This is a genomic window from Tatumella sp. JGM91 (genome assembly GCF_018257575.1).
GTDB classification, from domain to species: Bacteria; Pseudomonadota; Gammaproteobacteria; order Enterobacterales; family Enterobacteriaceae; genus Tatumella; species Tatumella punctata.
This window is the reverse complement of sequence record NZ_JAERJP010000019.1, coordinates 17825-43437: the sequence shown is the minus strand read 5'-3', so window position 1 is coordinate 43437 and position 25613 is coordinate 17825. Positions and strand designations below refer to the sequence as shown.

Genomic DNA, 25613 nt, shown 5'->3' with positions numbered 1-25613 from the left:
AATAAGGGCAGACCGGAGTCTGCCCTGCTGAAGAAAACTATCAGGTTTATTTAAGTAACAGGTTAGCCAGTGTCCGGACTCCCAGTCCGGTCGCCCCGGCCGACCACTGATCGACCGCACCTTTCCGGTAAGTCGCCGAACAGTCAATATGCAACCAGCCCTGCTGGTAGTCTTCCACAAAATAAGACAGGAAAGCGGCTGCGCTGCTGGCCCCTGCCGCATGGGAAGGACTGGCAATATTGTTCAGGTCGGCAAAGTTTGACGGCAGATGCTGGCGATGGAACTCTGCCAGCGGTAAACGCCAGAATAACTCACCTTCTGCAGCAGCACTGTCCAGCAGTTGGCTGGCCAGCGATTCATCAAAACTGAACAAGGCATGGTAATCATTACCCAGCGCTGTTTTTGCGGCCCCGGTCAGGGTTGCGGCGTCAATCAGCAGCCGGGGTTTTTGCTGGCTGGCATCGATCAGGCCATCAGCTAAGACCAGTCGCCCTTCAGCATCAGTATTCATCACTTCAACTGATTTACCGTTGCGATAACGGATAATATCCCCGAGGCGCAATGCCCCGCCACTGACCATATTATCAGCACAGCACAGGATCAGCTTCACGCGTTTATTCAGGCCGCGGCTGATTGCCAGCGCCAGCGCGCCAGTCAGAGTAGCAGCACCGCCCATATCGGATTTCATCGAATCCATAAAAGTGCTGCCTTTCAGGCTGTAGCCGCCGGTATCAAAAGTAATCCCTTTCCCGACCAGACAGATATCAACCGGCGTTGCATCATCTGCCGAAGGGTTAAAGTCCAGGGTTAATAATACCGGTGAGCGGGTCGAACCCCTGCCGACAATATGCAGTCCGTTATACCCCTGATCACGCAGGGCTTCACCTTTAGTGATACGGTAAGTGACCGCATCACCGCCGGTTTCACTGAGCAGATCAATCGCGGCGCTGGCTAAATCTTCCGGCCCGAGTTCTTCGGCCGGCAGGTTGATGACATCCCGCACCCAGTCGACAATTTTCAGCCGCTGCTGAAGTTCGGTTTTATCACTGTCATTCAGTTGTGGCCACTGCACCTGGCGATGACCTTTTGGTGAACGAAAACCTTGCCAGAAAGCCCAGCAACGTTCCAGATCCCAGTCATCCCCCGCCAGTGCGACGGAACGTATTCCCTGACCATCGATTTTATGGGCAGCACGCTGAATAACCTGCAGCTCATCCCCGGCACTCAGGTGGATAGTCATCCCCTGGTCAGTGCTGGAAATAATGGCTTTTTCGCCCCAGCGGGCATCTGCAGCTTGCTGGCTGAGTCTGATCTGCATCATTGGTGTGGTCATAAAATCGCTCCTTACGGGTTATTCGTACTCGTCCATCCAGACTAACAGAATTGCTTCGAGGATTTTTTCATTTGAAGCCTCAGGGTTATCATCAAAATCTTCTAATTCACAAACCCACTGATGTAAATCAGTGAAGCGGACGGTTTTCGGATCCGTCTCCGGAAATTGATCATACAGTGCTTCACCGATAAATCGGCTGTCGGTCCATTTGATTGACATAATGACTCCTCTGGCACAAAACGGGCCGGAAAATTTCCGACCCGGGATGTTAACGTTTTAATTAATGCTCACGCGCATGGTTCAGGGTGTAACGCGGGAATTCCACGACCAGGTCTTCGTCGGCAATCCGCGCCTGACAACTCAGACGGCTGTCCGGTTCAAGCCCCCAGGCTTTGTCCAGCATATCATCTTCGTCATCAGTGCTCTCGGGCAGTGAATCAAATCCTTCACGCACCACACAGTGGCAAGTAGTACAGGCACAGGACTTCTCACAGGCGTGCTCAACTTCGATACCATTACGTAATGCAACATCCAGGATAGTCTCACCGGGCGCTGCATCATAGACGCCGCCCTCCGGCAGCAAATCTTTATGGGGCAAAATTACAATCTTAGGCATTCTTAAACCTCATCCACAGAGTGTCCGGTCAGCGCCCGGCGAATTGAATTATCCATCCGGCGTGCGGCAAACTCCTGAGTCACTTGATCCAATAATTTTATTCCGCCAGCAATCTGCGCTTCATCATCACCTTCCAGTGCGTGGCGCAGGTTGTCCTGAGCCTGACGAATTTTCTGCAGTTCATCAGCGGAAAGTAATGTGCTGTCTTCGGCTAACGCACCCTCCAGGCTTTCCAGTACCCGCAGACCATCAACTTTCTGTTCCGCCAGTTTTCGTGCCGCCACATCGTCGCGGGCATAGGTCATTGAGTCGGTGATCATGGTCGCAATTTCATTTTCAGTCAGACCATAGGACGGTTTCACCTGAATAGACGCTTCAACAGCCGTAGACTTTTCCATCGCAGTAACACTTAACAGGCCATCTGCATCCACCTGAAAAGTGACACGAATATGGGCTCCGCCAGCCGGCAGTGGCGGCAGACCACGCAAAGCAAAACGCGCCAGTGAACGGCAATCACTCACCAGTTCACGTTCGCCCTGTACCACATGAATACTCATTGCGGTCTGGGCATCTTTAAACGTGGTAAATTCCTGAGCACGGGCCACAGGGATAGTGGTGTTACGCGGGATCACTTTTTCGGTCAGTCCGCCCATGGTTTCAAGACCCAGTGACAGAGGGATGACATCAAGCAGTAACATATCACTGTCAGGTTTATTCCCCACCAGGATATCCGCCTGAATTGCCGCCCCGAGGGCAACGACTTTGTCCGGATCAATCGAGGTCAGCGGCTGACGGGCAAAAAACTCGCCCACTTTGTCGCGCACTGCCGGTGTACGGGTGGAGCCCCCGACCATCACAACTTCCTGTACCTCATCAACCGCGATTCCGGCATCTTTTAAAGTGCGGCGGCAGGCGATTAACGTCCGCTTAACCAGCGGTGCAATCAGGGCGGTAAACTGTTCACGGCTGATATTGCCCTGCCAGTCACCGACGCTGATAGTCGCCTGTGGTTTGTCACTGAGGGTGATTTTTGCTGCCGTGGCGGCATCCAGAATTTGTCGTTGTAAGCGCCGGTCACTCAGGTCGGTAATCCCCGCCTGTTGACAGATCCAGTCTGCCAGCAACTGGTCGAAGTCATCGCCCCCCAGTGCAGAGTCGCCGCCGGTCGCCAGCACTTCAAACACACCACGACTGAGACGCAGTACCGAAATATCAAAGGTCCCCCCGCCTAAATCATACACCGCAATCACACCTTCCTGTCCGGAATCCAGACCATAGGCGACAGCAGCGGCAGTGGGTTCGTTGAGCAACCGTAATACATTGAGTCCGGCCAGCCGCGCGGCATCTTTGGTTCCCTGGCGCTGGGCATCATCAAAGTAAGCCGGGACTGTGATCACTACGCCATCCAGTTCTCCGCCCAGAGACTCTCGGGCTCTGGCGGCAAGTTCTGCCAGAATATCACCGGAAACCTGAATCGGGTTCACCCGGCCATCGGGCGTCGTCATCATTGGCAGACCATTCTCGCTGGCACTGAACAGATAAGGAAGATGCGGATAACGCTGCTGAATATCAGCCAGCGATCGGCCAATCAGTCGTTTCACCGAACTAAAGGTATAACGGGGATCACTGGCAGCCAGGCGACGGGCTTCCCAGCCAATCATTAACTGGCCAGGCTGGTAATTCACCACCGAAGGCAGTAAATGACGCCCTTGTGTATCCGGCAGAGTTTCAGCCTGACCGCTACGGACAGTAGCGACCAGGGAGTGGGTGGTTCCGAGGTCAATCCCGGCAGCCAGCTTGCGCTGATGAGGAGCAGCACTTAACCCCGGTTCACTGATTTGTAATAACGCCATAACGAGCTTCCCGTTTAAAAATCCAGCAGTTTCTCTTCCAGCTTTTCTGCTTCAACACGCAGTTTAGCGAGAAATCTTAGCTTACGCACCGTATCTGCGGCTTCAGGCCATTGCTGCTGAATAAATAGCTGGCGCATTTGCTGACTACGCTGCTGTTCCATTTCATCCAGCCGGCGAAAACAGTCTGCCAGTGCATCACTGTTTTTCTGCTGTTCGATAGTTTCAAGCTCTTCACGTAATTCCAACTGTTCCATCAGAAAAGCCGTGTCACGCAGGGTATGCTGCTCATTGTTGATATCAAAACCATGCAGAGATAATAAGTATTCTGCCCGGGAGAGCGGCTGACGCAGGGCCTGGTAGCCCTGATTGATGGTTGCAGCATGTTGTAACGCCTTCAGACGCTCTGCTTCCGGAGAGGTCGCAAACTTGTCAGGATGATACTGACGTTGCAGTGTCTGGAAATGTTCAGCCAGCCGTGCAGTGTCAATATCAAAGGATTCTGGCAAATCAAACAGGGTAAAATAATTCATAACCGGCCCGAACCTGAGATAAAAATAAAAAAAACGCCCCAGCAGGCTGGGGCAGATGTTCAGTGTATGACACAGAGATTATACGTTGAAACTCTCGCCGCAACCGCACTCATCTTTTACATTTGGATTGTTGAATTTAAACCCTTCATTCAGGCCTTCTTTCACAAAATCCAGTTCTGTACCATCCAGATAAACGAGGCTTTTGCCATCGACAACGACTCTGACGCCCTTCTGCTCAAACACCGTATCTTCCGGCTGTGGTTCGTCCACAAACTCGAGGACATAAGCCATACCCGAACAGCCTGACGTTCTTACGCCTAACCGCAGGCCATAGCCTGAGCCACGGTTTGCCAGAAAACTACTGACACGCGCAGCAGCTGAATCGCTCAGGGAAATCGACATCTCTGCCCTCGCTTACTTGTCTGTTTTTTTGCTCTTATAGTCAGCAATTGCTGCTTTAATCGCATCTTCAGCCAGGATAGAACAGTGAATTTTTACCGGCGGTAATTCCAGTTCTTCCGCAATCTGCATATTTGAAATGCCCTGGGCTTCGTCCAGTGATTTACCTTTCACCCATTCGGTGATCAGTGAACTGGAGGCAATTGCAGAACCACAACCGTAAGTTTTGAAACGGGCATCTTCAATAATCCCCGTGTCACTGACTTTAATTTGCAGTTTCATCACGTCGCCGCAGGCAGGTGCACCCACCATACCACTACCAATACTCGGGTCAGCATTGTCAAAAGAGCCCACATTACGTGGGTTTTCGTAGTGATCTATTACTTTTTCGCTGTAAGCCATTTTATATTCTCCTGAAGACTGTTAGTGATGCGACCATTCGATGCTGTTCAAATCCACGCCTGCTTTAAACATTTCCCACAGGGGAGAAAGGTCACGCAGCCGGCCGATAGAATTGCGCACCAGATTAATGGTGTAGTCGATCTCTTCTTCAGTGGTAAAACGTCCTAAAGAGAAACGAATAGAGCTGTGGGCCAGTTCATCGTTCATACCCAGAGCACGCAGTACATAAGATGGCTCAAGGCTCGCAGACGTACAGGCTGAACCGGAAGAGACGGCCAGATCTTTAAGCGCCATAATCAGCGACTCACCTTCAACATAGTTAAAGCTGATGTTGACGATATTCGGTGCGCCATTTTCGAGGTCACCATTCAGATAAACCTCTTCCATGTCTTTGACACCGTTCCACAGACGGTCACGCAGCACACGTAAACGTGCCATTTCGCTGTCCATCTCTTCTTTAGCAATCCGGTAAGCTTCACCCATGCCGACAATCTGGTGCACTGGCAGGGTACCTGAACGCATACCGCGCTCATGGCCACCGCCGTGCATCTGAGCTTCCAGACGAACACGAGGCTTACGGCGAACATAGAGTGCACCAATCCCCTTTGGTCCGTACAGTTTATGGGCAGAGAAAGACATTAAATCGACTTTCAGTTTGCTCAGATCGACAGGCAGTTTGCCCACACTCTGGGTCGCATCAACATGGTAAATAATACCGCGTTCACGGCAAATTTCACCGATGGTGGCAATATCCTGAACCACACCGATTTCATTATTTACATGCATAATGGACACCAGAATAGTGTCTTCACGGATAGCCTCTTTCAGCACGTCAAGATCAATAATACCGTTGGTCTGTGGTGCCAGATAGGTCACTTCGAAACCTTCTCTTTCCAGCTGACGACAGGTATCCAGTACCGCTTTATGTTCAGTTTTACAGGTAATGATGTGCTTACCTTTTTTCTGATAAAACTGTGCTGCACCTTTAATCGCCAGGTTGTCAGCTTCGGTCGCCCCGGAGGTGAATACGATTTCACGCGGATCAGCACCAACCAGATCAGCAATCTGGTTACGGGCAATATCCACTGCCTCTTCCGACTGCCAGCCAAAACGGTGAGAACGTGAAGCAGGGTTACCGAACACCCCGTCCAGCGTCAGATACTGCATCATTTTCTCAGCAACGCGCGGATCTGCAGGCGTAGTCGCAGAGTAATCCAGATAAATTGGTAATTTCATTGCTCTTAAACTCCGTACATCACTTCAATGCTAATAATTTATAGTATGGCGGTGGTATTACGCAGGCAAATAACGCCATAATCTCTAGTTGTAAGCACGCTGTTTGACGTCTATGGCAGACGGCATCCGCGGGTCAAGAAAACGTCGGTTATCATTATTTTGACGATCCGCAACCTCAAGAATATCCTGGTTATTGACCAGTTCAGCCAGAGTAATATTATTCAGAAACTCACTGATTCTGTCACTTAAATCACGCCACAATACGTGAGTGAGACAGCGCTCTCCCCCCTGGCAACCTTCTTTTCCCTGACAGCGGGTAGCATCGACAGACTCATCAACAGCAGTGATAACGGTACCCACGGCTATCTGGCTGGCATCTTTACCAAGCAAGTATCCGCCACCCGGCCCGCGTACGCTGGCGACCAGGCCATTTTTACGCAGGCGCGAAAAAAGCTGCTCAAGGTAGGAAAGTGAAATACCCTGACGTTCAGAAATATCGGCCAAAGGCACCGGGCCTTCATTTGAATGCAGTGCCACATCCAGCATGGCAGTGACGGCATAACGTCCCTTGGATGTCAGTCTCATCGTTACACGACCTCGATCAGTATCCGGTTACCGGAGTGTTAATAAAAGTTAATAACGATAAGTCTGACATTCCCGACCAAAATGGTCAACTATTTAACCGGGTATTTTACTCAGGTATTTAACCTGCTGTGCTGTTCAGTCCTTCTTCAGCCACAGCGAGTCATCAGTGCGATTTTTTCTCAAAGGACGCGAGCATACCGCGCAAAATATTCAGTTCATCACGCTCAGGACGCGCCCTGGTAAACAGACGGCGCAGCTTACTCATCACCTGCCCCGGCTGGTCTTTACGAACAAAACCACTGTCCTGCATCATCTTTTCCAGGTGTCCGTAGAAACGTTCCAGGTCATCAACCAGCGGATAAGGTGACTCTGCATATTGTGCCACACCGGTATCTGCAGACTGCGACTGCAGCCATGCCATGCGCACTTCGTAAGCAATCAGCTGAACAGCCATCGCAAGGTTCAGGGAGCTGTACTCAGGATTTGCCGGAATGGCCACATGGTAGTGACACTTCTGCAGTTCGTCGTTAGTCAGCCCTACCCGCTCACGCCCGAATACCAGAGCTACCGGTGCCTGCTGACCTTCTTCGACGCTTTTAACACCACACTCTCTGGCATCCAGCATCGGCCAGGGCAAAGAACGGGATCGCGCACTGGTACCAACCACCAGGCTACACCCGGAAATGGCCTCATCCAGCGAGTCGACAATACAGGCATTACCAATTAAATCACTGGCACCCGCCGCCAGGGAAATTGCCTGAGAATCCGGTTTAATTAATGGGTTCACCAGATAAAGATTCGACAGCCCCATGGTTTTCATAGCCCGGGCAACGGAGCCCATATTCCCGGTGTGTGAAGTTTCCACCAGGACAATACGAATATTCTGCAACATAATTGAAGGCCGCTCTTAAAATGATGCAGGGATACTAACATAAAAAGAGACATTATCTGAACACGCTGCTATACTTCCCGGCGTTTTTTCGTTCTTTAACATCCAGTGGGAATAACTGATGCATCCGATGCTCAATATCGCCGTGCGCGCTGCGCGCAAGGCCGGCAATTTAATTGCTAAAAATTACGAAACTCCAGACGCTGTTGAGACGAGTCAGAAAGGCAGCAATGACTTTGTTACCAATATCGACCGCGAAGCAGAACGCCTGATTATTGAGGTAATTCGTAAATCTTACCCTAAGCACTCAATCGTCACTGAAGAAAGTGGTGAACTGGCAGGTGAAGATAAGGATGTTCAATGGGTTATTGATCCACTGGATGGCACCACCAACTTTATTAAACGTTTCCCGCACTTTTCTGTTTCTATTGCCGTGCGTATCAAAGGACGTACCGAAGTCGCCGTGGTCTATGACCCGATGCGTAACGAACTGTTTACTGCTGCACGCGGACAGGGTGCCCAGTTAAACGGTTACCGCCTGCGTGGCAGCACTGCCCGCGATTTAGACGGTACTATCCTCGCTACCGGCTTCCCGTTCAAAGCCAAACAACATTCAGTACCTTTTATGAATGTTGTCACGAAACTGTTCACCCAGTGTGCAGATTTCAGACGTACCGGCTCAGCCGCCCTGGATTTAGCTTACGTTGCCGCTGGACGTACCGATGGTTACTTTGAAATTGGCCTGAAACCATGGGATTTCGCCGCCGGTGAATTACTGGTGCGTGAAGCGGGTGGTCTGGTCACTGACTTTACCGGCGGTCATGGCTACCTGAGCTCAGGTAATATCGTTGCCGGTAACCCACGCGTAGTACGCGCCGTGCTTGCCTCAATGCGCGACGAATTAAGCGAAGCGCTGAAACGCTAATCATTGCTTTCCGGCAGGCGGTCTGATGACTGTCTGCCCTTCCCCCTCCTGATGTCGCCTTTTCTCCCCCGCTACGCCGCTCTTGCTTTGTGTCGTTATCTCTTTACTGTTCCGCAAACGTCTGCGGCCAGATAAAAAAAATGCACCCCGACAGCAGATTATCCGCCTTTGAGGTGCAATTAACGTTATCTGATGGCCACCCTGGCCCGCGAGGACCAGAGTACCGGATCACGGGTTATTCATTCTCAGGCGTAAACCGGGAACCGTGCGCAGATTTCGAGGACTTTGCCTTTAACACGTTCGATAGTCGCTTCGTCGTTAATGTTATCCAGCACATCAGCAATCCAGCCTGCCAGTTCACGGACTTCGGCTTCTTTAAAACCACGACGGGTTACTGCTGGTGTACCGATACGGATACCGGAAGTGACAAACGGGCTCTTCGGATCGTTAGGCACGCTGTTTTTGTTTACCGTAATATTGGCGCGTCCCAGTGCGGCATCCGCTTCTTTACCGGTCAGATTTTTGTCTACCAGGTCCAGCAGGAACAGGTGGTTATGCGTCCCCCCGGAAACAATGTTAAACCCGCGGTCCAGCAGAACTTCAACCATTGCTTTAGCGTTAACCGCAACCTGCTGCTGATACGCTTTAAACTCCGGCTCCATCGCTTCTTTCAGCGCAATCGCTTTACCGGCAATCACGTGCATCAGAGGACCGCCCTGGCCGCCAGGGAAAACCGCCGAATTCAGTTTTTTATAAAAATCTTCGTCACCACCTTTCGCCAGGATCAGTCCGCCACGCGGGCCCGCCAGAGTTTTGTGGGTCGTGGTGGTCACGATGTGGGCATAAGGAACGGGGGTCGGATAGACACCGGCTGCGACTAATCCGGCAACGTGAGCCATATCAACGAACAACCATGCGCCGACGCTGTCTGCGATTTCACGCATTTTTTCCCAGTCACACACACCGGAATACGCAGAGAAGCCGCCGATAATCATTTTTGGCTGGTGTTGTTTTGCCAGTTCAGCCAGTTCGTCATAGTCAATTTTGCCGCTTTCATCAATGCCGTAAGGCACCACGTTATACAGTTTACCGGACAGGTTAACCGGAGAACCGTGAGTCAGGTGACCACCGTGTGCCAGGTTCATCCCGAGGATAGTATCGCCCGGTTGCAGTAATGCGGTATACACTGCAAAGTTAGCCTGAGATCCGGAGTGCGGCTGAACGTTGGCATAATCTGCGCCAAACAGTTCTTTTGCGCGATCGATCGCTAACTGTTCAACAATATCCACATATTCACACCCGCCGTAGTAACGCTTACCAGGGTATCCTTCTGCGTATTTGTTGGTCAGCTGTGAACCCTGAGCCTGCATTACGCGTGGGCTGGTATAGTTTTCCGAAGCAATCAGTTCAATGTGCTCTTCCTGACGCACTTTTTCCTGCTCCATCGCCTCCCACAGTGGGGCATCATAATCGGCTATGTTCATCTCTCGCTTTAACATCCGCATCTCCTGACTAAGCTAACTTAAAAACGGCAATTTAACACCCATCGGCGGGTAACGGCCAACAGTGTAAACTCTTTTCCCGGAGTACGGTAGCCGGAAAACGTTCTTTTTGCGCAAACGATTGGCATTCAGTATTTTCGCGGGTCAACCTGTGAGCAGTCGCACTTTTTTTAGCCAGAAAACATGACCGTTCGCCATAAATTTTCCGGCCAGCTCCACACCGCAGGAAACCCTTGCTAACAATAAGTTTATTTACAATCCATACTGCCGGCTATAACATGTATATAAAATACATGTTTAATAATGAACAATGAGGACGCCCGCATGCTTGATTCAGAAACTCTCGCCCTGGTCAGATCGACTCTTCCTGCTATCGCCAATGCCGGCCCGGCAGTAGCAAAACATTTCTACCAGCGCATGCTGAGCCACAACCCGGAACTAAAAAATGTTTTTAATATGAGTAACCAGGTCAGTGGTCGTCAGCCGGAAGCTCTGTTTGCCGCACTCTGTGCCTATGGCAGCCACCTGGATAACCCTGCTGCACTGCTTCCTGCCGTCGAAAAAATTGCCCAGAAACATGCCAGTTTATCCATCAGTCCGGACCAGTACGCCATTGTCGGAGAGCATCTGCTGGGGACTATCCGTGAATTGCTCAACCCGGGTGATGAAGTTCTTGCCGCATGGGCAAAGGCTTACGGCGCACTGGCAGACATTTTTATTGGACGTGAGGCGCAAATTTATCAGGAACATGAACATAAACCCGGCGGCTGGCGGGGAACCCGTCGTTTTGTTATCAGTGACATCACACAACAAAGTGAGGTTATTAAAAGTATTGTATTGACTCCGCAAGACGGTAAGCCGGTCGCCGATTATGTCGCAGGCCAGTATCTGGCTGTCTATCTCCAGCCGGAAGGTTTTCCATACCGGCAGATCAGACAGTATTCTCTGACGCGCACTGCGAATGGTAACGATTATCGGATTGCTGTACGTCATCAGCCGGGCGGGAAAGTTTCCGGCTGGTTACATGAACATGCAAAATGTGGCGATTTGCTGGAAATTGCAGTGCCGGGCGGTGATTTTGTGCTCGACCGTTCACTGGCCCCCGCCCCCCTGACACTGATTTCGGCGGGGGTCGGTCTGACCCCGCTACTGGCAATGCTGCACAGCCTCGCTGAACAAAGCTATCCGGCGGAAGTAAACTGGTGGCACGCTGCCGAAAATCCTGCCAGTCATGCTTTCAGGGATGAAGTCAGTGCGCTGGGAGAAAAACTGGAACACTTCCGCCAGCTGACCTGGTATAACCACCCGGCGGCAGGAGATAATGACCCGGCACACTTCTCCGGACTGATGGATCTGAGCCAGGCGGGCGAACAGCAAGTAAGCCAGCACCGCCATTACTACCTGTGCGGACCAGCCGGCTTTATGCAGTCCGTATTTAACCAGCTGACGGCAGCAGGTGTCAGTGCCGACCATATCCACTACGAAATGTTCGGTCCCCACCAGTCTCTGTAACGGTACTGGTCTGCAGAGGCCATCAATGATGGCCTCTGCAGGCCTGTCAGATAGCCTCTTCGTCTTCTTCTCCGGTACGGATACGGATCACACGGGCAACATCAAATACAAAAATTTTGCCATCACCGATTTTCCCGGTCTGAGCAGTACGCATAATCGTCTCGACACAGGTATCGACAATATCGTCAGCAACCACTACTTCGATTTTGACTTTAGGCAGGAAGTCGACCATATATTCTGCGCCACGGTACAGTTCCGTGTGCCCCTTCTGACGGCCAAATCCTTTTACTTCAGTCACTGTCATCCCGGTGATCCCGACTTCAGCCAGAGACTCACGCACATCATCCAGTTTGAAGGGTTTAATAATCGCATCAATTTTTTTCATAACAGAACCTTTTCTTTCGCCTGTGGCTACCGGGTATTCGGGTACCGGCGATCTTATCCGGTATCGGGGGTAGAAATAACTGGCAGCAAATTACCCTTTAAAATCGCCCGCGTCCAGTTCATGACGCGCCAGAAGTTTATAGAATTCAGTACGATTTCGTCCGGCAAGCCGTGCCGCATGGGTCACATTACCGCCAGTCATTTGTAATAACTTACGTAAATAATTCAGTTCAAACTGATTTCTCGCCTCAGCAAAAGTCAGCAGCGCTGTATTTTCGCCGGCCAGTGCCTGTTCCACCAGCCGGTCAGTGATCACCGCTGCGGAACTCAGCGCCACACATTGTTCGATAACATTAACCAGCTGACGCACGTTGCCGGGCCAGCTGGCCGTAATCAGTCGTTTCATCGCCCCGGCAGAAAAACTGCGGATATGCGGTTTATTCCGGTCTGCAGCCTGCCTCAGCAATGCATTTGCCAGTAAAGGTATATCTTCAGCGCGGTCATTCAGTGACGGTAACCGCAGAGTAACCACGTTCAGACGGTAATAGAGATCTTCCCGGAACGTTTTTTCCTCCATCGCTTTCGGCAAATCACGGTGGGTTGCTGAGATAATCCGTACATCAATCGCCACATCCTGATTACTGCCCAGCGGCCGGACCCTGCGTTCCTGTAATACCCGCAGCAGTTTGACCTGTAATGCCGCAGGCATATCACCTATTTCATCCAGGAACAGAGTCCCGCCTTCTGCCGCCCGGAACAACCCTTCTCTGGCACTCAGAGCACCGGTAAATGCGCCTCTGGCATGTCCAAACAGTTCTGATTCAAGTAACTGTTCCGGTAATGCTCCACAGTTAATGGCAATAAAGGGGCGGTCTGATCGCGGACTGGCCTGATGAATGGCTTTGGCGAGAACCTCTTTCCCGGTACCGCTCTGCCCCTGAATCAGGATACTGACATCGGCACTGGCCACCATTTGTGCCTGTTCCAGCAAGCGCATCATCAGCGGGCTGCGGGTCACGATACTGTCACTCAGCTGATGTCCGGTGACCGTGCCCCGCTGGGCGATAGCCTGGTCAATAGCCTGATACAGGGCATCACGATTAACCGGTTTGGTAAGAAAGCTGCATACTCCCTGCTGGGTCGCGGCGACAGCGTCAGGAATGGATCCGTGGGCCGTAAGAATAATCACCGGTAATCCGGGAAATTGTTTCTGAATTTCCCCGAACAGGGTCAGACCATCCATATGATCCATTCGCAGGTCACTGATGACCAAATCAACCGGCTCTCTGGCCAGATGACGTAACGCATCAGTGCCGTTTTCACAGGTGGCCACCCGAAAACCTTCACTGCGTAACCGCATTCCCAGCAATGTCAGGATCCCCGGGTCATCATCTACCAGTAATAATCGTGCTGCCTGTTTTGTCATGAGTTAATTATCTTCCTTTTGCGGATCGCCGGGGTTAACAGACACTGGACGGAGATCAGCGTTGTCACGGATCACCGTCCTTTTACGGGCAGATAGCTGATGTTCTATATCCGTGAGCTTTTGTAATTGCAGGCGTTTGTCAGACAGTTGTTGCTGCTGCTGGCGCAACCGGGCTATCCGGGCATCACTGTGCTGACGAAGTTGTTTATATTTTTCTGTTATCAGCGATGCGGTGAGCTGGCTTTGCTGATTGTCCTGCCATAACTGCAATAACGAACCGACGCGCCGGTCTGCCTGTGGCTGCCATTGTTTCATCCGCTGTAATAACTGCTGGCGTTGCTGATCAGTCAGATCCGTCCCGGAAAACAGAATGCTTTGACGAAATACCTGCTGCCAGCTATCAGCGTCGATCAGTACCGCCTGACGATAATTATCCTCAACCCCTTGCTGCTGTACGCAGTTCATCAGTTTCAGCCAGTAATCCGGCCAGGCTGTCTGAGGGGGCACCAGCGGTTGTGTTATTTGCCGGCAAGCGGAAACACTCGTACCCTGCTGGTCCGGGGACAAAGTGCCGGCTGATCTTGTCTGCTGGCTGCATGCACTCAGTAACGGGAGAATAACTGCGACAAATATACGCGGACAAAAAATGCGTTTTATCACTGACTGCCTCCATGAATGATCGGCAATTGACGAGGGATCGATAATTCAATCCGGAAACGCACTTCAGCATCACCATTACTGACCAGTATCAGCTCCCCCTGCATACGCCGGATACAATCTCTGGCAATACTCAGCCCCAGCCCGCTGCCTTTTACCGGCCCGCGCCGCTGCCGGGCGCCCTGATAGAAAGGTTCGAAGATCATTTTCTGCTCATGTGCCGGTATCGGTGTTCCGCTATTAGACACATCTATCAGGATCCTGTCTCCGTCACGGCAACTGGAAAAAAGAATCTGCCCGCCAGGCCTCCCATAGTTTATGGCATTAGAATAGAGGTTATCCAGAGTGCGGGCCAGAAGTTGCCGATCGGCCAGACAAGATTGCTCCTGTAAAATCACCTGCGTATCAATATCACGGGCACTGGCTGGCAGGGCATGGGCAGTCACCACTTCATTAATAATATGTTGCAGATCAACGGGCGACATTAAACACCCGGCGTCCGCGGTGTGTCGGTTATAATCCAGTAATTGCTCAATTAGCGTCTGCAGGTGCAGGCTGCTCTGATCAAGGATAGCGACAATTTCCTGTTGATCCCTGTTCAGCGGGCCACTGATCTCCTCCGCCAGTAACGCGCTCCCTTCCCGTAAACTTGCCAGCGGCGTTTTCAGCTCATGGGAAAGATGACGTAAAAATTCATGACGCTGAGCCTCAAGCCAGGATAAACGTTCACTCAGCCAGACGATCCGCTGTCCGAGAGAGCGGATTTCGTCAGGCCCGCGAAAATCGGTCATTCCGTCTATTTCCCCGCCCTCTCCCAGCCGGTGGATCATTTTTTTCAGGTTTTTTATCGGCCCGATGATCATCCGGGTGAATAACCATATAAACCCGAGGCTGATCAAAAACAGTAACAATGCCTGCCAGCCAAAAAATGCGCCACGATCCGCAATTTCACGTTGCAGCTCTAAACCACGGGTAAAGACATTCTGCCGGGTTTCTTCAACCAGCTGACTGTTAGCAATAGAAAATGCAATCAGGTTATCTGACACGCTTTGCGGCGGATTGCCCTGCTCACAGTGAAGTGGCGTCAGGGCCGGTAATAATTGCTGAATTTTTTGTGTGGATTTAAGCCGTGGTAAACGCCGGAAGTGAGTCTGCAGCATTTGCCGGTAACGTATATATTGCTGCTGATACAGAGACTCAAGTGTCGGATCATTTAACACACAAAACTGCCGGTAATTACGTTCCAGTTCCAGGGCTGAGCGGGCCATCATTTCACTCAGACGGACATCCGTAAAGGTATTACGGTTGGTTTCTGCGGCCTGTTCACTGAGACTGGAAAAGCTTTCCCAGGCCTGCCATGCCAGCACAAGTAACGGTAACAATACCAGCACAAAAGCCAGCAAAACTAACTGTCTGAGAGAACGGGGGACAAAAGACCAGCGCTTCACGGTGACCGCCATCGGGAAAATAAAGATGATGCTAGCCGGATTAAGCTCAGGAAGGAAGCAGACTGCGGGAAAAATCCACGCTGTAATGACAGGAATAAATGAAAAGCACCGGGAATCACTGTCCGGTGTAGTCTCCGGACCAGTGTCAGAAAGGTATAACGCCGGCCATACCGGCGTTAAGAAAAAGGCGGTGCCTTACTCAACGTTACGCCCGTAGCATGATAACGCAGTAAAACTGACGATTATCAAAAGTCGGACGGCAGGCACCTTGGGGCATCATTCAAAGTTTATGAGCGCTTGACCGCTTACGCAGGGCATCATAAAGAGCAGAATGAGCTGTACTGACTATAATGCAATAGCTGTGCCACATATTACAAGTGTTTTTATATCAGTAAGTTAATGGCATTACGGCCACTATATCATCTCAGGACAGGTCGGAATTGTCTCTGATCAGAGACATTTAAAGCAGGTTGATAAATAATATATATTTATCAAATAATTAAGTGTCACAATTCAGCGACAGTTTGCGAGGGGAAATGTCACCATAATGATACAGTCCCCCTCTGTGGCCAGCAGGAGGCAGATAAAAAAAGCACTCCGCAGAGTGCTTTTTGTACCACATTCACCGCAGGCTGATGATTAGCCCAGCTGTTTACGTGCATTACGGAAAATACGCATCCACGGGCTGTCTTCGCCCCACTGCTGCGGGTGCCAGGAGTTACTCACCGTACGGAACACCCGTTCCGGGTGAGGCATCATAATAGTGACGCGACCGGAGGTATTGGTTACCGCAGTCATCCCTTTCGGTGAACCATTCGGGTTAGCCGGATAATTTTCGGTGACATTGCCGTAGTTATCGACAAAACGCAGCGCAACCAGCCGCTGTGCTTCCAAATCATCCAGCTGTTGTTGATCACGCAGTTCGGCAAAACCTTCGCCATGAGATACGGCGATTGGCATACGCGAACCCGCCATTCCCGACAGTAATAATGACGGGCTGTCAGCCACTTCAACCATACTAAAACGTCCTTCAAACCGTTCAGACTGGTTACGCACAAAGCGTGGCCACAGGTCACTGCCGGGGATCAACTCACGCAAGTTAGACATCATCTGACAGCCGTTACATACCCCCAGAGCCAGTGTCTGGTCACGATGGAAAAACTGCTCGAAGTTCTCACGAACCCGCGGGTTAAACAGAATGGACTTCGCCCAGCCCTCACCCGCACCCAGTACATCACCATAAGAGAAACCGCCACAGGCGGCCAGTACATGGAAGTCATCCAGCCCGCGACGTCCGGCAAGTAAATCACTCATATGGACATCGACAGTATCAAAACCAGCGCGATGGAACGCCGCAGCCATTTCCACATGGGAGTTAACCCCCTGCTCACGTAAGACCGCCAGTTTAGGCCGGGCACCGGTAGCAATCATCGGGGCTGCAATATCTTCGGCCGGATCGAAACTCAGCGATACATTCAGGCCGGGATCCTTATCGTCCAGTTTAGTCTGGTGTTCCTGATCCGCGCAGTCCGGATTATCACGCAGCCGCTGCATCTGCCAGGTCGTTTCTGCCCACCAGCGACGCAGGACAGAACGTTTCTCCTGATAGACGACCTGCTGTGATGCACGTACCACAAAGTCGTCTCCGCACTGTGCACTGCCTAATACATGCAGGCAGTCACTCAGCCCATGCTGTGCAAATACTGCGTTCACCGCCGCAAGGTCAGCCGTATTGATCTGGATAACCGCACCCAGTTCCTCGGTAAACAGCGACGCCAGTGTATCCCGGCCAAGGGCGGTAATATCAACATCCACACCACAATGTCCGGTAAAGGCCATTTCTGCCAGCGTGACCAGTAAACCACCGTCAGAACGGTCATGGTAAGCCAGCAATTTCTGTTCACTCACCAGTTGCTGGATAGCAGCAAAGAAACCCGCCAGTTGCTGTGCATCACGGACATCCGCCGGGGTATCACCCAGCTGGCTGTAAACCTGAGCCAGTGCGGTCGCTCCCAGGGTATTGGCCCCTGCACCTAAGTCCACCAGTAATAGCAGATTATCTGACTGTGACTGTAACTCAGGGGTGACCGTATGGCGAACATCTTCAACCCTGGCAAACGCGGTAATTACCAGAGACAGAGGAGACGTCATTTCCCGCGGCTGATCGTTCTGCTGCCAACGGGTTTTCATCGACATTGAATCTTTACCGACCGGGATAGTCAGCCCCAGAGCCGGACACAGCTCTTCACCCACCGCTTTTACCGCCGCATATAAACCGGCATCTTCTCCCGGATGACCGGCAGCAGACATCCAGTTGGCCGACAGTTTAACGCGGGTCAGTTCACCAATGTCTGTCGCCGCCAGGTTAGTCAGTGCTTCCCCTACCGCCATGCGTGCCGATGCAGCAAAATCCAGCAACGCTACCGGCGCACGTTCACCAATCGCAAAAGCTTCACCATGATAACTGTCCAGGCTGGCTGTGGTGACGGCACAGTTTGCTACCGGGATCTGCCAGGGTCCGACCATCTGGTCACGTGCCACCATGCCGGTGACGGAACGGTCACCGATAGTGATAAGGAAGGTTTTTTCGGCAACACCTGGCAAGTGCATTACACGTTTTACCGCCTCAGCCAGAGAGATACCGTCGCGGCTAAGCGCCACCCCCTCGGCCTGCAGAGTCGTGACGTCGCGGGTCATTTTCGGGGTTTTGCCCAGCAGTACATCCAGCGGCATATCAATCGGCTGGTTAGCAAAATGTTCGTCTGTCAGAGTCAGATGCAGCTCTTCGGTTGCCTCACCAATAACTGCATAAGGTGCCCGTTCGCGTTTACACAGCTGTTCAAATAACGCAATTTTTTCCGGCGCAACCGCCAGGACATAACGTTCCTGGGACTCGTTACACCAGACTTCCAGCGGACTCATCCCCGGTTCATCACTCAGAATATCGCGCAGGTTAAAGCGTCCGCCACGGCCACCGTCGCTGACCAGCTCCGGCATTGCATTCGATAATCCGCCTGCACCGACATCATGAATAAACAGAATCGGGTTCTGTTCACCCAGTTGCCAGCAGCGGTCAATCACTTCCTGACAACGGCGTTCCATCTCAGGGTTATCTCGCTGCACAGAAGCAAAATCCAGATCAGCATCGGACTGACCTGACGCCATCGATGATGCTGCACCACCGCCCAGACCAATATTCATTGCAGGGCCGCCCAGAACTATCAGTTTAGCCCCGACGGTAATGTCACCTTTCTGCACGTGATCAGCGCGGATATTACCGATTCCGCCCGCCAGCATCACCGGCTTATGATAACCACGCAGCTCTTCACCATTGTGGCTGTTTACCTGCGCTTCGTAGGTACGAAAATATCCGTTCAGTGCCGGACGGCCGAATTCATTATTAAATGCCGCCCCGCCCAGCGGGCCTTCCGTCATAATATCCAGCGCGCTGACAATCCGCTCCGGTTTACCGAAATCCTGTTCCCACGGCTGCTCAAAACCGGGGATCCTCAGGTTAGACACGGAGAAGCCGGTCAGACCCGCTTTAGGTTTAGCGCCGCGGCCGGTCGCACCTTCATCACGTATTTCCCCGCCCGACCCTGTCGCCGCTCCCGGCCACGGAGAGATCGCTGTCGGGTGGTTATGGGTTTCCACTTTCATCAGGATATGGGCTTCTTCCTGATGGTAATCATAGCGGCCCTGCTGATCATCCGCATAAAAACGACCCACGGTTGAACCTTCCATCACTGCCGCATTGTCTTTATAGGCAGAGAGCACATGCTCAGGATTTTTTTCGAAGGTATTTTTAATCATTTTAAACAGCGACTTTGGCTGTTTTTCACCGTCAATAATCCAGTCGGCGTTAAAGATTTTGTGACGGCAGTGCTCAGAGTTAGCCTGAGCAAACATATACAGCTCAATATCGTTCGGGTTACGTCCCAGCGCGGTAAAGGCTGCCAGCAGATAGTCAATTTCGTCTTCTGCCAGTGCCAGCCCGAGGGAGAGGTTTGCTTCCTGCAGCGCTTCACGCCCGTGTCCCAGAATATCCACCGCCTTTACCGGTTGTGGCTGATGATGAGCGAACAGTTGTTCAGCCTGAGACAGATCCGTGAATACGGTTTCCATCATCCGGTCATGGAGTAATACCCCCAGCCGGGCCCACTGAGCTTCTGTCAGGTTTTCTGCCTGAATATAGAAAGCCAGCCCGCGTTCCAGCCGCAACACTTTAGATAGTTCACAGTTATGTGCAATATCAGTCGCTTTCGAAGACCATGGCGATATGGTACCCGGCCGCGGGGTAACCAGTAATAAACGTCCGGCAGGTTCATGTTCTGCCAGCGAGGGACCGTATTTAAGAAGACGTTGGAGACGATTTTGCTCGTCCTGAGTCAGGGGTGAACTGACATCAGCAAAATGCACGTATTCGGCATAAATATCACTCACCGGCAGATGAGCGTCGTGAAAGCTGGTCAACAGTTTGTTAATACGAAATGCCGACAGAGCGGGCGAACCACGCAAAATTTCCATCATTAAAGATCTCTCGTCTTCGAAACGCCGGGCGACGCTTCATTGGGCGCAACAGGGGGAAAACGGGGCGTATTATAAAGAATAAGGCCCCGTTACGAAACCGTTTGCGCGGATTTTATCTGGATAATTCACCGCCCAAAAAACAAACATTTCTTGCTATAAAAGTTGCTCTTTGCCTTTTTGTTGCTCAAAATGCTCTCCGCGTCGGGGTACTATTCCTGTGTTTAACATCCTGCCAAAAGGCTGAACCCGGCGCTGATTAATGAGATAATACTTTGAAATACTTAAAGTTTAATTATCTTTTGATCGGTCTTGTCACTCTATTACTGGCAATAGCTTTATGGCCTGCGATACCCTGGCATTCAGGTTCACAAGACACTCTGTCGCAAATAAAATCGCGCGGAGTATTACGTATCAGCACCATAAATTCGTCACTGACCTGGCAAAAGATAAATAAAGATCCTACGGGAATGGATTACGAACTGGCCAAACGCTTTGCAGACTATCTGGGCGTGAAGCTGGAGGTCACTGTACGCCCGAATATTGAAAGCCTGTTTGATGATCTGAACAATCACCAGGCGGATTTACTGGCTGCGGGTCTGGCCTGGGACAGCCACCGCCAGCAAAACTACCGTAGCGGACCGGCCTACTATACGACCACGCAACAACTGGTCTACCGCGTCGACCGGCCACGGCCTAAAAATCTGGGTGATCTGCGAGGTACACTGGCCGTGCCTTCAGAGTCAGCGTTTATTCCGACCCTTAAAGCGGCAAAAGCAGATCAATACCCGCAACTTGACTGGAGCATAGAGAAGAAACTCAGTCCTCAGGCAGTGCTGGAACAGGTAGCCTCAGGCAAACTGGACTATACCATCGGTGATTCGGCGACCATCGGTATGATGCAACGTATTCACCCGAAACTGGCTGTCGCGTTTGATGTCACCAGTGAGACTCCCGTGAACTGGTATATGGCAAAATCTGCTGATGATAGCCTGAATGCTGCCCTGCTTGATTTTTATAACCGTTTAAATGAAGAAGGTACTCTGGCGCGGCTGGATGAAAAATATTTTGGCCATACGGGAAGCTTTGACTATGTTGATACCCGGACATTTTTACGGGCGATTGACAGTACCCTGCCTTCCCTGCAGCCACTGTTCAAAAAATATGCCAGCCAGATAGACTGGCGTTTGCTGGCAGCGATTGCTTATCAGGAGTCACACTGGGATCCGCGGGCCACATCACCGACCGGCGTCCGGGGGATGATGATGCTCACCCGTAATACGGCCGACAGTCTGGAGGTCAGTGACCGGCTGGATGCTGCCGAAAGTATTCGCGGTGGCAGCCAGTATTTGCAAAATCTGATGGATAAAATGCCGGAAACTATCCCTTCAGATGAGCGTATCTGGTTCGCCCTGACTGCCTATAATATCGGTTATGCCCATATGATGGATGCCCGAAAACTCACCATGAAGCAGGGGGGCAATCCCGATAGCTGGGCCGATGTCAAAACCCGGTTACCGCTGCTGGCTCAGAAACGTTATTACAGCCAGACAACTTACGGCTTTGCCCGCGGCAATGAAGCCTATAATTACGTGGAAAATATCCGTAAATACAATATCAGCCTGGTCGGATACCTGCAGGAAATGCAGCAGAAACCGCCGGTTCTGCCGGAATCCGATCCTGTAACACCGGCTGAACCACAAATTGCTATGAACTAAGTGACTGATTTTCCCGCTGCGCCTGGCGCAGCGCTTTTTTTTGTGCACGACGCAGGCGGAAAAACTCACTTAACTGGCTGGCACATTCGTCAGCCAGTACCCCTCCGGTAACCTCTATCCGGTGATTCATCCCCGGGTGACCGGGCACATCCAGTAAAGACCCCGCAGCCCCGGTTTTCCCATCACTGGCACCGAATACCAGTCTGGAGATACGGCTGTGTACCATCGCTCCGGCACACATTACGCAGGGCTCAAGGGTGACATACAGGGTTGTGTCGAGTAAGCGATAATTGTTCAGTGCCCGCCCGCCATTACGCAGCGCCATGATTTCAGCATGTGCTGTCGGATCATGTGATGCCACAGGATGGTTCCAGCCTTCGGCAATCAGCGCCCCCTGAGACACCAGTACCGCACCGACCGGAACTTCATTATTATCCTGAGCCCGCTTTGCCAGCGATAATGCGTAACGCATCCAGTACTCATCATTTTTTTCGGTCAACACTTTATCCCCGGTTAATATTTTCGCGGCGCATTATACCGGGATCACTGATGAATGCGTAGCAGCGGTCGCGGTCCTCCGGCCGGAGTATTGTCGTTCACCCTTCGCCGAGCGGTTCAATCTCTCCGCGGGCGGTGACACGCCAGCGATGGCTGCAGCAGGCCATTAACGGATTATCCTGACGACTGTCACTGTAACCGCTGTAAAGCCGCAGCGGGCTGCCCAGTTGCCGTTCCAGCTGCCTGACTTTTTCTTTACCAATACAGCGCAGAGTCAGTACCCGCCCTCCGAGACTGCGTCGCATCTGTGAACCGATAATATTTACCGCGGGTAAAAAAGAGGACTGATGATACACACTTTCCACCAGCGTCACCGGCGACCCGGTAATTAACCAGACACTGGTATCCGTTGCCTGAAGATAGTGATTAAGCCGCCGGTGCACATCCGGAAACGGGATCACCCGTGGCCGGAACCAGCGACAAAACGCCTGTTGCTGCCGCTGTAAAAATGCTTCACTGTGCCCGACAGTCACCGACCAGAGTAACAGGCTGACAGGCCAGCGTGAGGCCCGGCCACAGACCAGTAACCCGCCGGCAATAAGCGGTATCAGCAACAATAGCGGCAACAGATTTAACGGTTGCCGGACAAGGCAATAGCGCAGATAACTGCCGAATAAATCCTGTTTATGGAGCGTGCCATCAAGATCGAAAAACACCACCCGTTGTTGTGCTTTTTTCATTATTTATGACTCTTCAGAGCTCTGCCGATACTCACCGTATCCTGACTGTAGCAGATATCACCACAATGCCGGATATACCGGGTACCACTCATAGGCTGCGGATTGATCCCCGCCTTGCGAAGAACATCACCGCAGGCATTATTGGGCTTTAACGGCTTCTGTGGTAAAGTGCGCCCCATTAACCCGCCTTTTAGTGTGGGATAACGCTGTCGCCGGAGCTAACCACAGAAACCCCGGTAGTGATGAAAAATGGTATAAGGCAGATAACCGAAGTGGCATTACTGATAACTACGCGCTGTATAAATTGTGATATGTGCGAACCCGAATGCCCTAACCAGGCGATTTCAATGGGGGATACCATCTATCAGATTGATGCCGATCGCTGCACCGAATGTGTGGGTCATTACGACGCACCGACCTGCCAGAGTGTCTGCCCGATCAATAATACTATTATCACCGATCCGCAGCAGACAGAAACCACCGATGCATTATGGGAAAAGTTTGTGACCCTGTGGCACTCTGCCTGAGTCAGCGGAATCAGTTTTCCAGGATTACCGTCGCACAGGCATAACGACGTTCATCCGCCAGGGTAACATGCACATGGCGAACGCCCAGATTTTCTGCCAGTGCACTGGCCTGACCAAAAAAACGCAGACAGGGTTTACCCAGCGCATCATTGAACACTTCAAACTGGTTGAAAGCCAGCCCGCCGCGGATTCCGGTGCCAAACGCTTTGGCAACGGCTTCTTTTACTGCAAACCGTTTCGCCAGAAAACGCACCGGCTGATGGTGTTGCTGATATTGCTGCCATTCGAAATCAGTCAGTACCCGGCGAGCCAGCCGGTCACCGGACCGGCCAATCACCTGCTCAATGCGTTCAATCTCAACAATATCAGTACCCAGCCCGAGAATAGCCATTAACGACGCGATTCTCTGAGCAGGGTTTTCATTTCACCTACTGCCCCGGCCAGGCCGGTGATCACTGCCTTGCCGATAACAGAATGGCCGATATTCAACTCATAGATCTCTGGTATCGCCGCAACCGGTAAGACATTATGGTAAGTCAGTCCGTGACCGGCATTGACTTTCAGACCGCGGGAGACGGCATATTGCACGGCTTCACGAATACGTTCAAGTTCAGCATCCTGAGCCGGCCCCTGCGCAGCTTCCGCATAAGCCCCCGTATGAATCTCGATAAACGGTGCCCCGGCAGTAACCGCTGCGTCAATCTGCCGGCGATCTGCATCAATAAACAGGGACACCAGAATACCGGCCTCACTGAGGCGCTTGACGGCGGCATTGAGTTTTTGCTGCTGCCCTGCCACATCCAGCCCGCCTTCGGTGGTCACTTCCCGGCGGTTTTCCGGCACCAGACAACAAAAATGCGGACGTGTCTCACAGGCAATGTTTAACATCTCTTCGGTGACAGCCATTTCCAGATTCATCCGTGTCTGGATAGTTTCACGCAGCAAACGAATATCACGGTCAGTAATATGGCGGCGGTCTTCGCGTAAATGAACTGTGATCCCATCAGCGCCGGCCTGCTCAGCAATAAAGGCGGCCTGCACCGGATCCGGATAGCATGTGCCTCTGGCATTACGTAAGGTGGCGATATGGTCAATATTGACCCCTAATAATAATTCCTTCATGACAATCCTCAGTCTGAATAATGGCACCCGGCCGGGTTCAGGAGCTCCCTGATCACTGTTTGTCTGGCGCTACTGTCCCGGCGGGCAACGTAAATTGCCGGAATAATTCCTGGCTCTTTAATGGGTTACCACCAAGATAAGGCTTTAAGGCTATACGTGTAAAACGTTTTGCTGCTTTCAGGGTATCGCCGTCCGGAAACTCACGCGCATAAAGTGCCAGCAAATGCCGGCCGGTGAAACTGCGCTGGGTCACAACCAGACTGGCGATAAAACCTTTTTCGTCCCGGTAACTGTAAGTCATTGTTTCACTGACAGGTTCGCCACTGCCGGCGCAATGTAAAAAATCGACCCCGTAACCAAGATGCCCCAGCACCGCCAGTTCGAAACGACGTAATACGGGCTCAGCCGATCCGGTGGCCGCAGCCAGCCCCTGAATACAGTGCAGATAGTCGAAAAACAGTTCGGAGAAGGGAATTTCCTGTCCCAGCACACGGGAAAGCAATTCATTGACGTATAAACCGCAGTACAGATACGTACCACTGAGCGGCAGTGCCAGCGAAATGGCTTCGGCACTACGGAGGGTTCTGATATCACCTTTACCGGACCAGCGAACCAGTAACGGCGTAAAAGGCTGTAAGGTACCTTTCAGTTGCGAACGTTTGGAACGGGCGCCTTTTGCCAGCACCCGGACCCGGCCTTCGCTTTCGCTGAACAGATCCAGTAACAGGCTGGTTTCGCTGTACGGGCGACTATGCAGTACAAATGCGCGTTGCCAGCCTTCCAT

26 protein-coding genes are annotated in these 25613 nt (G+C 51.8%); 4 read left to right on the top strand and 22 right to left on the bottom strand.

The window, feature by feature from the left end; all coding sequences use genetic code 11:
- Positions 1 to 46: 46 nt before the first annotated feature.
- From pepB to trmJ, 10 genes are all read right to left on the bottom strand, one after another.
- Positions 47 to 1333 (bottom strand): aminopeptidase PepB, encoded by a 1287-nt coding sequence (gene pepB / locus JK198_RS13165; protein WP_212708076.1) that lies wholly within the window; start codon positions 1331 to 1333, stop codon positions 47 to 49.
- A gap of 18 nt (positions 1334 to 1351) precedes the next feature.
- Positions 1352 to 1552, bottom strand: a complete 201-nt coding sequence (iscX, locus tag JK198_RS13160) for a Fe-S cluster assembly protein IscX (protein ID WP_212708077.1) — start codon at positions 1550 to 1552, stop codon at positions 1352 to 1354.
- Between the two features lie 61 nt (positions 1553 to 1613).
- Positions 1614 to 1949 (bottom strand): ISC system 2Fe-2S type ferredoxin, encoded by a 336-nt coding sequence (gene fdx / locus JK198_RS13155; RefSeq protein ID WP_212708078.1) that lies wholly within the window; start codon positions 1947 to 1949, stop codon positions 1614 to 1616.
- Positions 1950 to 1951: 2 nt separating this feature from the next.
- Positions 1952 to 3802, bottom strand: coding sequence for a Fe-S protein assembly chaperone HscA (gene hscA, locus JK198_RS13150; RefSeq protein ID WP_212708079.1), 1851 nt, complete (start codon positions 3800 to 3802; stop codon positions 1952 to 1954).
- Between the two features lie 14 nt (positions 3803 to 3816).
- The gene (gene hscB, locus JK198_RS13145; RefSeq protein WP_212708080.1) at positions 3817 to 4332 is read right to left on the bottom strand and encodes a co-chaperone HscB; all 516 of its coding nucleotides are present in this window, start codon (positions 4330 to 4332) and stop codon (positions 3817 to 3819) included.
- Positions 4333 to 4410: 78 nt separating this feature from the next.
- Positions 4411 to 4734 carry an iron-sulfur cluster assembly protein IscA gene (iscA, locus tag JK198_RS13140; protein ID WP_038022191.1) on the bottom strand — a complete coding sequence of 108 codons (324 nt, stop codon included), beginning with the start codon at positions 4732 to 4734 and terminating at the stop codon, positions 4411 to 4413.
- A 12-nt stretch (positions 4735 to 4746) separates the two neighbouring features.
- A complete protein-coding gene (gene iscU / locus JK198_RS13135; RefSeq protein ID WP_212708081.1) occupies positions 4747 to 5133 on the bottom strand; it encodes a Fe-S cluster assembly scaffold IscU in 387 nt (128 codons plus the stop codon).
- Between the two features lie 21 nt (positions 5134 to 5154).
- Positions 5155 to 6369: an IscS subfamily cysteine desulfurase gene (locus JK198_RS13130; RefSeq protein WP_212708082.1), complete on the bottom strand. Its 1215-nt coding sequence runs from the start codon at positions 6367 to 6369 to the stop codon at positions 5155 to 5157.
- A gap of 84 nt (positions 6370 to 6453) precedes the next feature.
- Positions 6454 to 6954, bottom strand: a complete 501-nt coding sequence (gene iscR, locus JK198_RS13125; protein WP_212708083.1) for a Fe-S cluster assembly transcriptional regulator IscR — start codon at positions 6952 to 6954, stop codon at positions 6454 to 6456.
- 163 nt (positions 6955 to 7117) lie between these two features.
- Positions 7118 to 7846, bottom strand: coding sequence for a tRNA (cytosine(32)/uridine(32)-2'-O)-methyltransferase TrmJ (gene trmJ / locus JK198_RS13120; protein WP_212708084.1), 729 nt, complete (start codon positions 7844 to 7846; stop codon positions 7118 to 7120).
- Between the two features lie 118 nt (positions 7847 to 7964).
- On the opposite strand from trmJ, the gene suhB reads away from it, so the two are divergent.
- Positions 7965 to 8768, top strand: a complete 804-nt coding sequence (gene suhB / locus JK198_RS13115) for an inositol-1-monophosphatase (protein WP_212708085.1) — start codon at positions 7965 to 7967, stop codon at positions 8766 to 8768.
- Positions 8769 to 9013: 245 nt separating this feature from the next.
- Here the strand turns inward: suhB and glyA are convergent, their stop codons facing one another.
- Complete coding sequence (glyA, locus tag JK198_RS13110) at positions 9014 to 10267, bottom strand: serine hydroxymethyltransferase (RefSeq protein WP_212710731.1); 1254 nt, start codon at positions 10265 to 10267, stop codon at positions 9014 to 9016.
- A 327-nt stretch (positions 10268 to 10594) separates the two neighbouring features.
- On the opposite strand from glyA, the gene hmpA reads away from it, so the two are divergent.
- A complete protein-coding gene (gene hmpA, locus JK198_RS13105) occupies positions 10595 to 11782 on the top strand; it encodes an NO-inducible flavohemoprotein (RefSeq protein ID WP_212708087.1) in 1188 nt (395 codons plus the stop codon).
- Positions 11783 to 11828: 46 nt separating this feature from the next.
- Here the strand turns inward: hmpA and glnB are convergent, their stop codons facing one another.
- The 5 genes from glnB to purL form a co-directional block, all read right to left on the bottom strand.
- On the bottom strand, positions 11829 to 12167 hold the full coding sequence (gene glnB / locus JK198_RS13100) for a nitrogen regulatory protein P-II (RefSeq protein ID WP_212708088.1): 339 nt from the start codon (positions 12165 to 12167) through the stop codon (positions 11829 to 11831).
- Positions 12168 to 12257: 90 nt separating this feature from the next.
- Positions 12258 to 13592: a two-component system response regulator GlrR gene (gene glrR / locus JK198_RS13095; protein ID WP_212708089.1), complete on the bottom strand. Its 1335-nt coding sequence runs from the start codon at positions 13590 to 13592 to the stop codon at positions 12258 to 12260.
- A 3-nt stretch (positions 13593 to 13595) separates the two neighbouring features.
- Entirely contained in the window at positions 13596 to 14252 is a 657-nt protein-coding gene (locus JK198_RS13090; RefSeq protein ID WP_212710732.1) for a hypothetical protein, read from the bottom strand.
- Complete coding sequence (locus JK198_RS13085; RefSeq protein ID WP_212708091.1) at positions 14249 to 15697, bottom strand: HAMP domain-containing sensor histidine kinase; 1449 nt, start codon at positions 15695 to 15697, stop codon at positions 14249 to 14251. The genes JK198_RS13090 and JK198_RS13085 overlap by 4 nt, the downstream gene beginning before the upstream one ends.
- A gap of 639 nt (positions 15698 to 16336) precedes the next feature.
- A complete protein-coding gene (gene purL / locus JK198_RS13080) occupies positions 16337 to 20227 on the bottom strand; it encodes a phosphoribosylformylglycinamidine synthase (RefSeq protein WP_212708092.1) in 3891 nt (1296 codons plus the stop codon).
- Between the two features lie 272 nt (positions 20228 to 20499).
- On the opposite strand from purL, the gene mltF reads away from it, so the two are divergent.
- On the top strand, positions 20500 to 21942 hold the full coding sequence (gene mltF / locus JK198_RS13075) for a membrane-bound lytic murein transglycosylase MltF (protein ID WP_212708093.1): 1443 nt from the start codon (positions 20500 to 20502) through the stop codon (positions 21940 to 21942).
- On the opposite strand, the gene tadA is transcribed toward mltF, so the two are convergent.
- From tadA to JK198_RS13060, 3 genes are all read right to left on the bottom strand, one after another.
- The gene (gene tadA / locus JK198_RS13070; RefSeq protein WP_212708148.1) at positions 21932 to 22441 is read right to left on the bottom strand and encodes a tRNA adenosine(34) deaminase TadA; all 510 of its coding nucleotides are present in this window, start codon (positions 22439 to 22441) and stop codon (positions 21932 to 21934) included. The genes mltF and tadA overlap by 11 nt on opposite strands.
- A gap of 97 nt (positions 22442 to 22538) precedes the next feature.
- Positions 22539 to 23180 carry a phosphatidylglycerophosphatase C gene (gene yfhb / locus JK198_RS13065; RefSeq protein ID WP_212708094.1) on the bottom strand — a complete coding sequence of 214 codons (642 nt, stop codon included), beginning with the start codon at positions 23178 to 23180 and terminating at the stop codon, positions 22539 to 22541.
- Positions 23180 to 23359, bottom strand: a complete 180-nt coding sequence (locus tag JK198_RS13060; RefSeq protein WP_212708095.1) for a hypothetical protein — start codon at positions 23357 to 23359, stop codon at positions 23180 to 23182. The genes yfhb and JK198_RS13060 overlap by 1 nt, the downstream gene beginning before the upstream one ends.
- A 93-nt stretch (positions 23360 to 23452) precedes the next feature.
- Between JK198_RS13060 and JK198_RS13055 the strand changes: the two genes are divergently transcribed.
- On the top strand, positions 23453 to 23707 hold the full coding sequence (locus JK198_RS13055; RefSeq protein WP_212708149.1) for a YfhL family 4Fe-4S dicluster ferredoxin: 255 nt from the start codon (positions 23453 to 23455) through the stop codon (positions 23705 to 23707).
- A gap of 10 nt (positions 23708 to 23717) precedes the next feature.
- On the opposite strand, the gene acpS is transcribed toward JK198_RS13055, so the two are convergent.
- The 3 genes from acpS to recO are packed head-to-tail and all read right to left on the bottom strand — an operon-like array spanning position 23718 to position 25613.
- Positions 23718 to 24098 (bottom strand): holo-ACP synthase, encoded by a 381-nt coding sequence (acpS, locus tag JK198_RS13050; RefSeq protein ID WP_212708096.1) that lies wholly within the window; start codon positions 24096 to 24098, stop codon positions 23718 to 23720.
- On the bottom strand, positions 24098 to 24829 hold the full coding sequence (pdxJ, locus tag JK198_RS13045) for a pyridoxine 5'-phosphate synthase (protein ID WP_212708097.1): 732 nt from the start codon (positions 24827 to 24829) through the stop codon (positions 24098 to 24100). Before pdxJ ends, acpS begins: the two co-directional genes overlap by 1 nt.
- A 52-nt stretch (positions 24830 to 24881) precedes the next feature.
- Positions 24882 to 25613 carry a DNA repair protein RecO gene (recO, locus tag JK198_RS13040; protein ID WP_212710733.1) on the bottom strand — a complete coding sequence of 244 codons (732 nt, stop codon included), beginning with the start codon at positions 25611 to 25613 and terminating at the stop codon, positions 24882 to 24884.

Excerpts from the sequence above, each read along its gene's own strand:
- glnB (WP_212708088.1), bottom strand. The coding sequence starts at position 12,167 with ATGAAAAAAATTGATGCGATTATTAAACCCTTCAAACTGGATGATGTG.
- trmJ (WP_212708084.1), bottom strand. The coding sequence starts at position 7,846 with ATGTTGCAGAATATTCGTATTGTCCTGGTGGAAACTTCACACACCGGG.
- yfhb (WP_212708094.1), bottom strand. The coding sequence starts at position 23,180 with ATGAAAAAAGCACAACAACGGGTGGTGTTTTTCGATCTTGATGGCACG.
- iscA (WP_038022191.1), bottom strand. The coding sequence starts at position 4,734 with ATGTCGATTTCCCTGAGCGATTCAGCTGCTGCGCGTGTCAGTAGTTTT.
- JK198_RS13060 (WP_212708095.1), bottom strand. The coding sequence starts at position 23,359 with ATGGGGCGCACTTTACCACAGAAGCCGTTAAAGCCCAATAATGCCTGC.
- fdx (WP_212708078.1), bottom strand. The coding sequence starts at position 1,949 with ATGCCTAAGATTGTAATTTTGCCCCATAAAGATTTGCTGCCGGAGGGC.
- recO (WP_212710733.1), bottom strand. The coding sequence starts at position 25,613 with ATGGAAGGCTGGCAACGCGCATTTGTACTGCATAGTCGCCCGTACAGC.
- hscB (WP_212708080.1), bottom strand. The coding sequence starts at position 4,332 with ATGAATTATTTTACCCTGTTTGATTTGCCAGAATCCTTTGATATTGAC.
- glrR (WP_212708089.1), bottom strand. The coding sequence starts at position 13,592 with ATGACAAAACAGGCAGCACGATTATTACTGGTAGATGATGACCCGGGG.
- glyA (WP_212710731.1), bottom strand. The coding sequence starts at position 10,267 with ATGTTAAAGCGAGAGATGAACATAGCCGATTATGATGCCCCACTGTGG.
- iscR (WP_212708083.1), bottom strand. The coding sequence starts at position 6,954 with ATGAGACTGACATCCAAGGGACGTTATGCCGTCACTGCCATGCTGGAT.
- iscU (WP_212708081.1), bottom strand. The coding sequence starts at position 5,133 with ATGGCTTACAGCGAAAAAGTAATAGATCACTACGAAAACCCACGTAAT.
- pepB (WP_212708076.1), bottom strand. The coding sequence starts at position 1,333 with ATGACCACACCAATGATGCAGATCAGACTCAGCCAGCAAGCTGCAGAT.
- hscA (WP_212708079.1), bottom strand. The coding sequence starts at position 3,802 with ATGGCGTTATTACAAATCAGTGAACCGGGGTTAAGTGCTGCTCCTCAT.
- hmpA (WP_212708087.1), top strand. The coding sequence starts at position 10,595 with ATGCTTGATTCAGAAACTCTCGCCCTGGTCAGATCGACTCTTCCTGCT.
- pdxJ (WP_212708097.1), bottom strand. The coding sequence starts at position 24,829 with ATGAAGGAATTATTATTAGGGGTCAATATTGACCATATCGCCACCTTA.
- JK198_RS13130 (WP_212708082.1), bottom strand. The coding sequence starts at position 6,369 with ATGAAATTACCAATTTATCTGGATTACTCTGCGACTACGCCTGCAGAT.
- acpS (WP_212708096.1), bottom strand. The coding sequence starts at position 24,098 with ATGGCTATTCTCGGGCTGGGTACTGATATTGTTGAGATTGAACGCATT.
- purL (WP_212708092.1), bottom strand. The coding sequence starts at position 20,227 with ATGATGGAAATTTTGCGTGGTTCGCCCGCTCTGTCGGCATTTCGTATT.
- iscX (WP_212708077.1), bottom strand. The coding sequence starts at position 1,552 with ATGTCAATCAAATGGACCGACAGCCGATTTATCGGTGAAGCACTGTAT.
- suhB (WP_212708085.1), top strand. The coding sequence starts at position 7,965 with ATGCATCCGATGCTCAATATCGCCGTGCGCGCTGCGCGCAAGGCCGGC.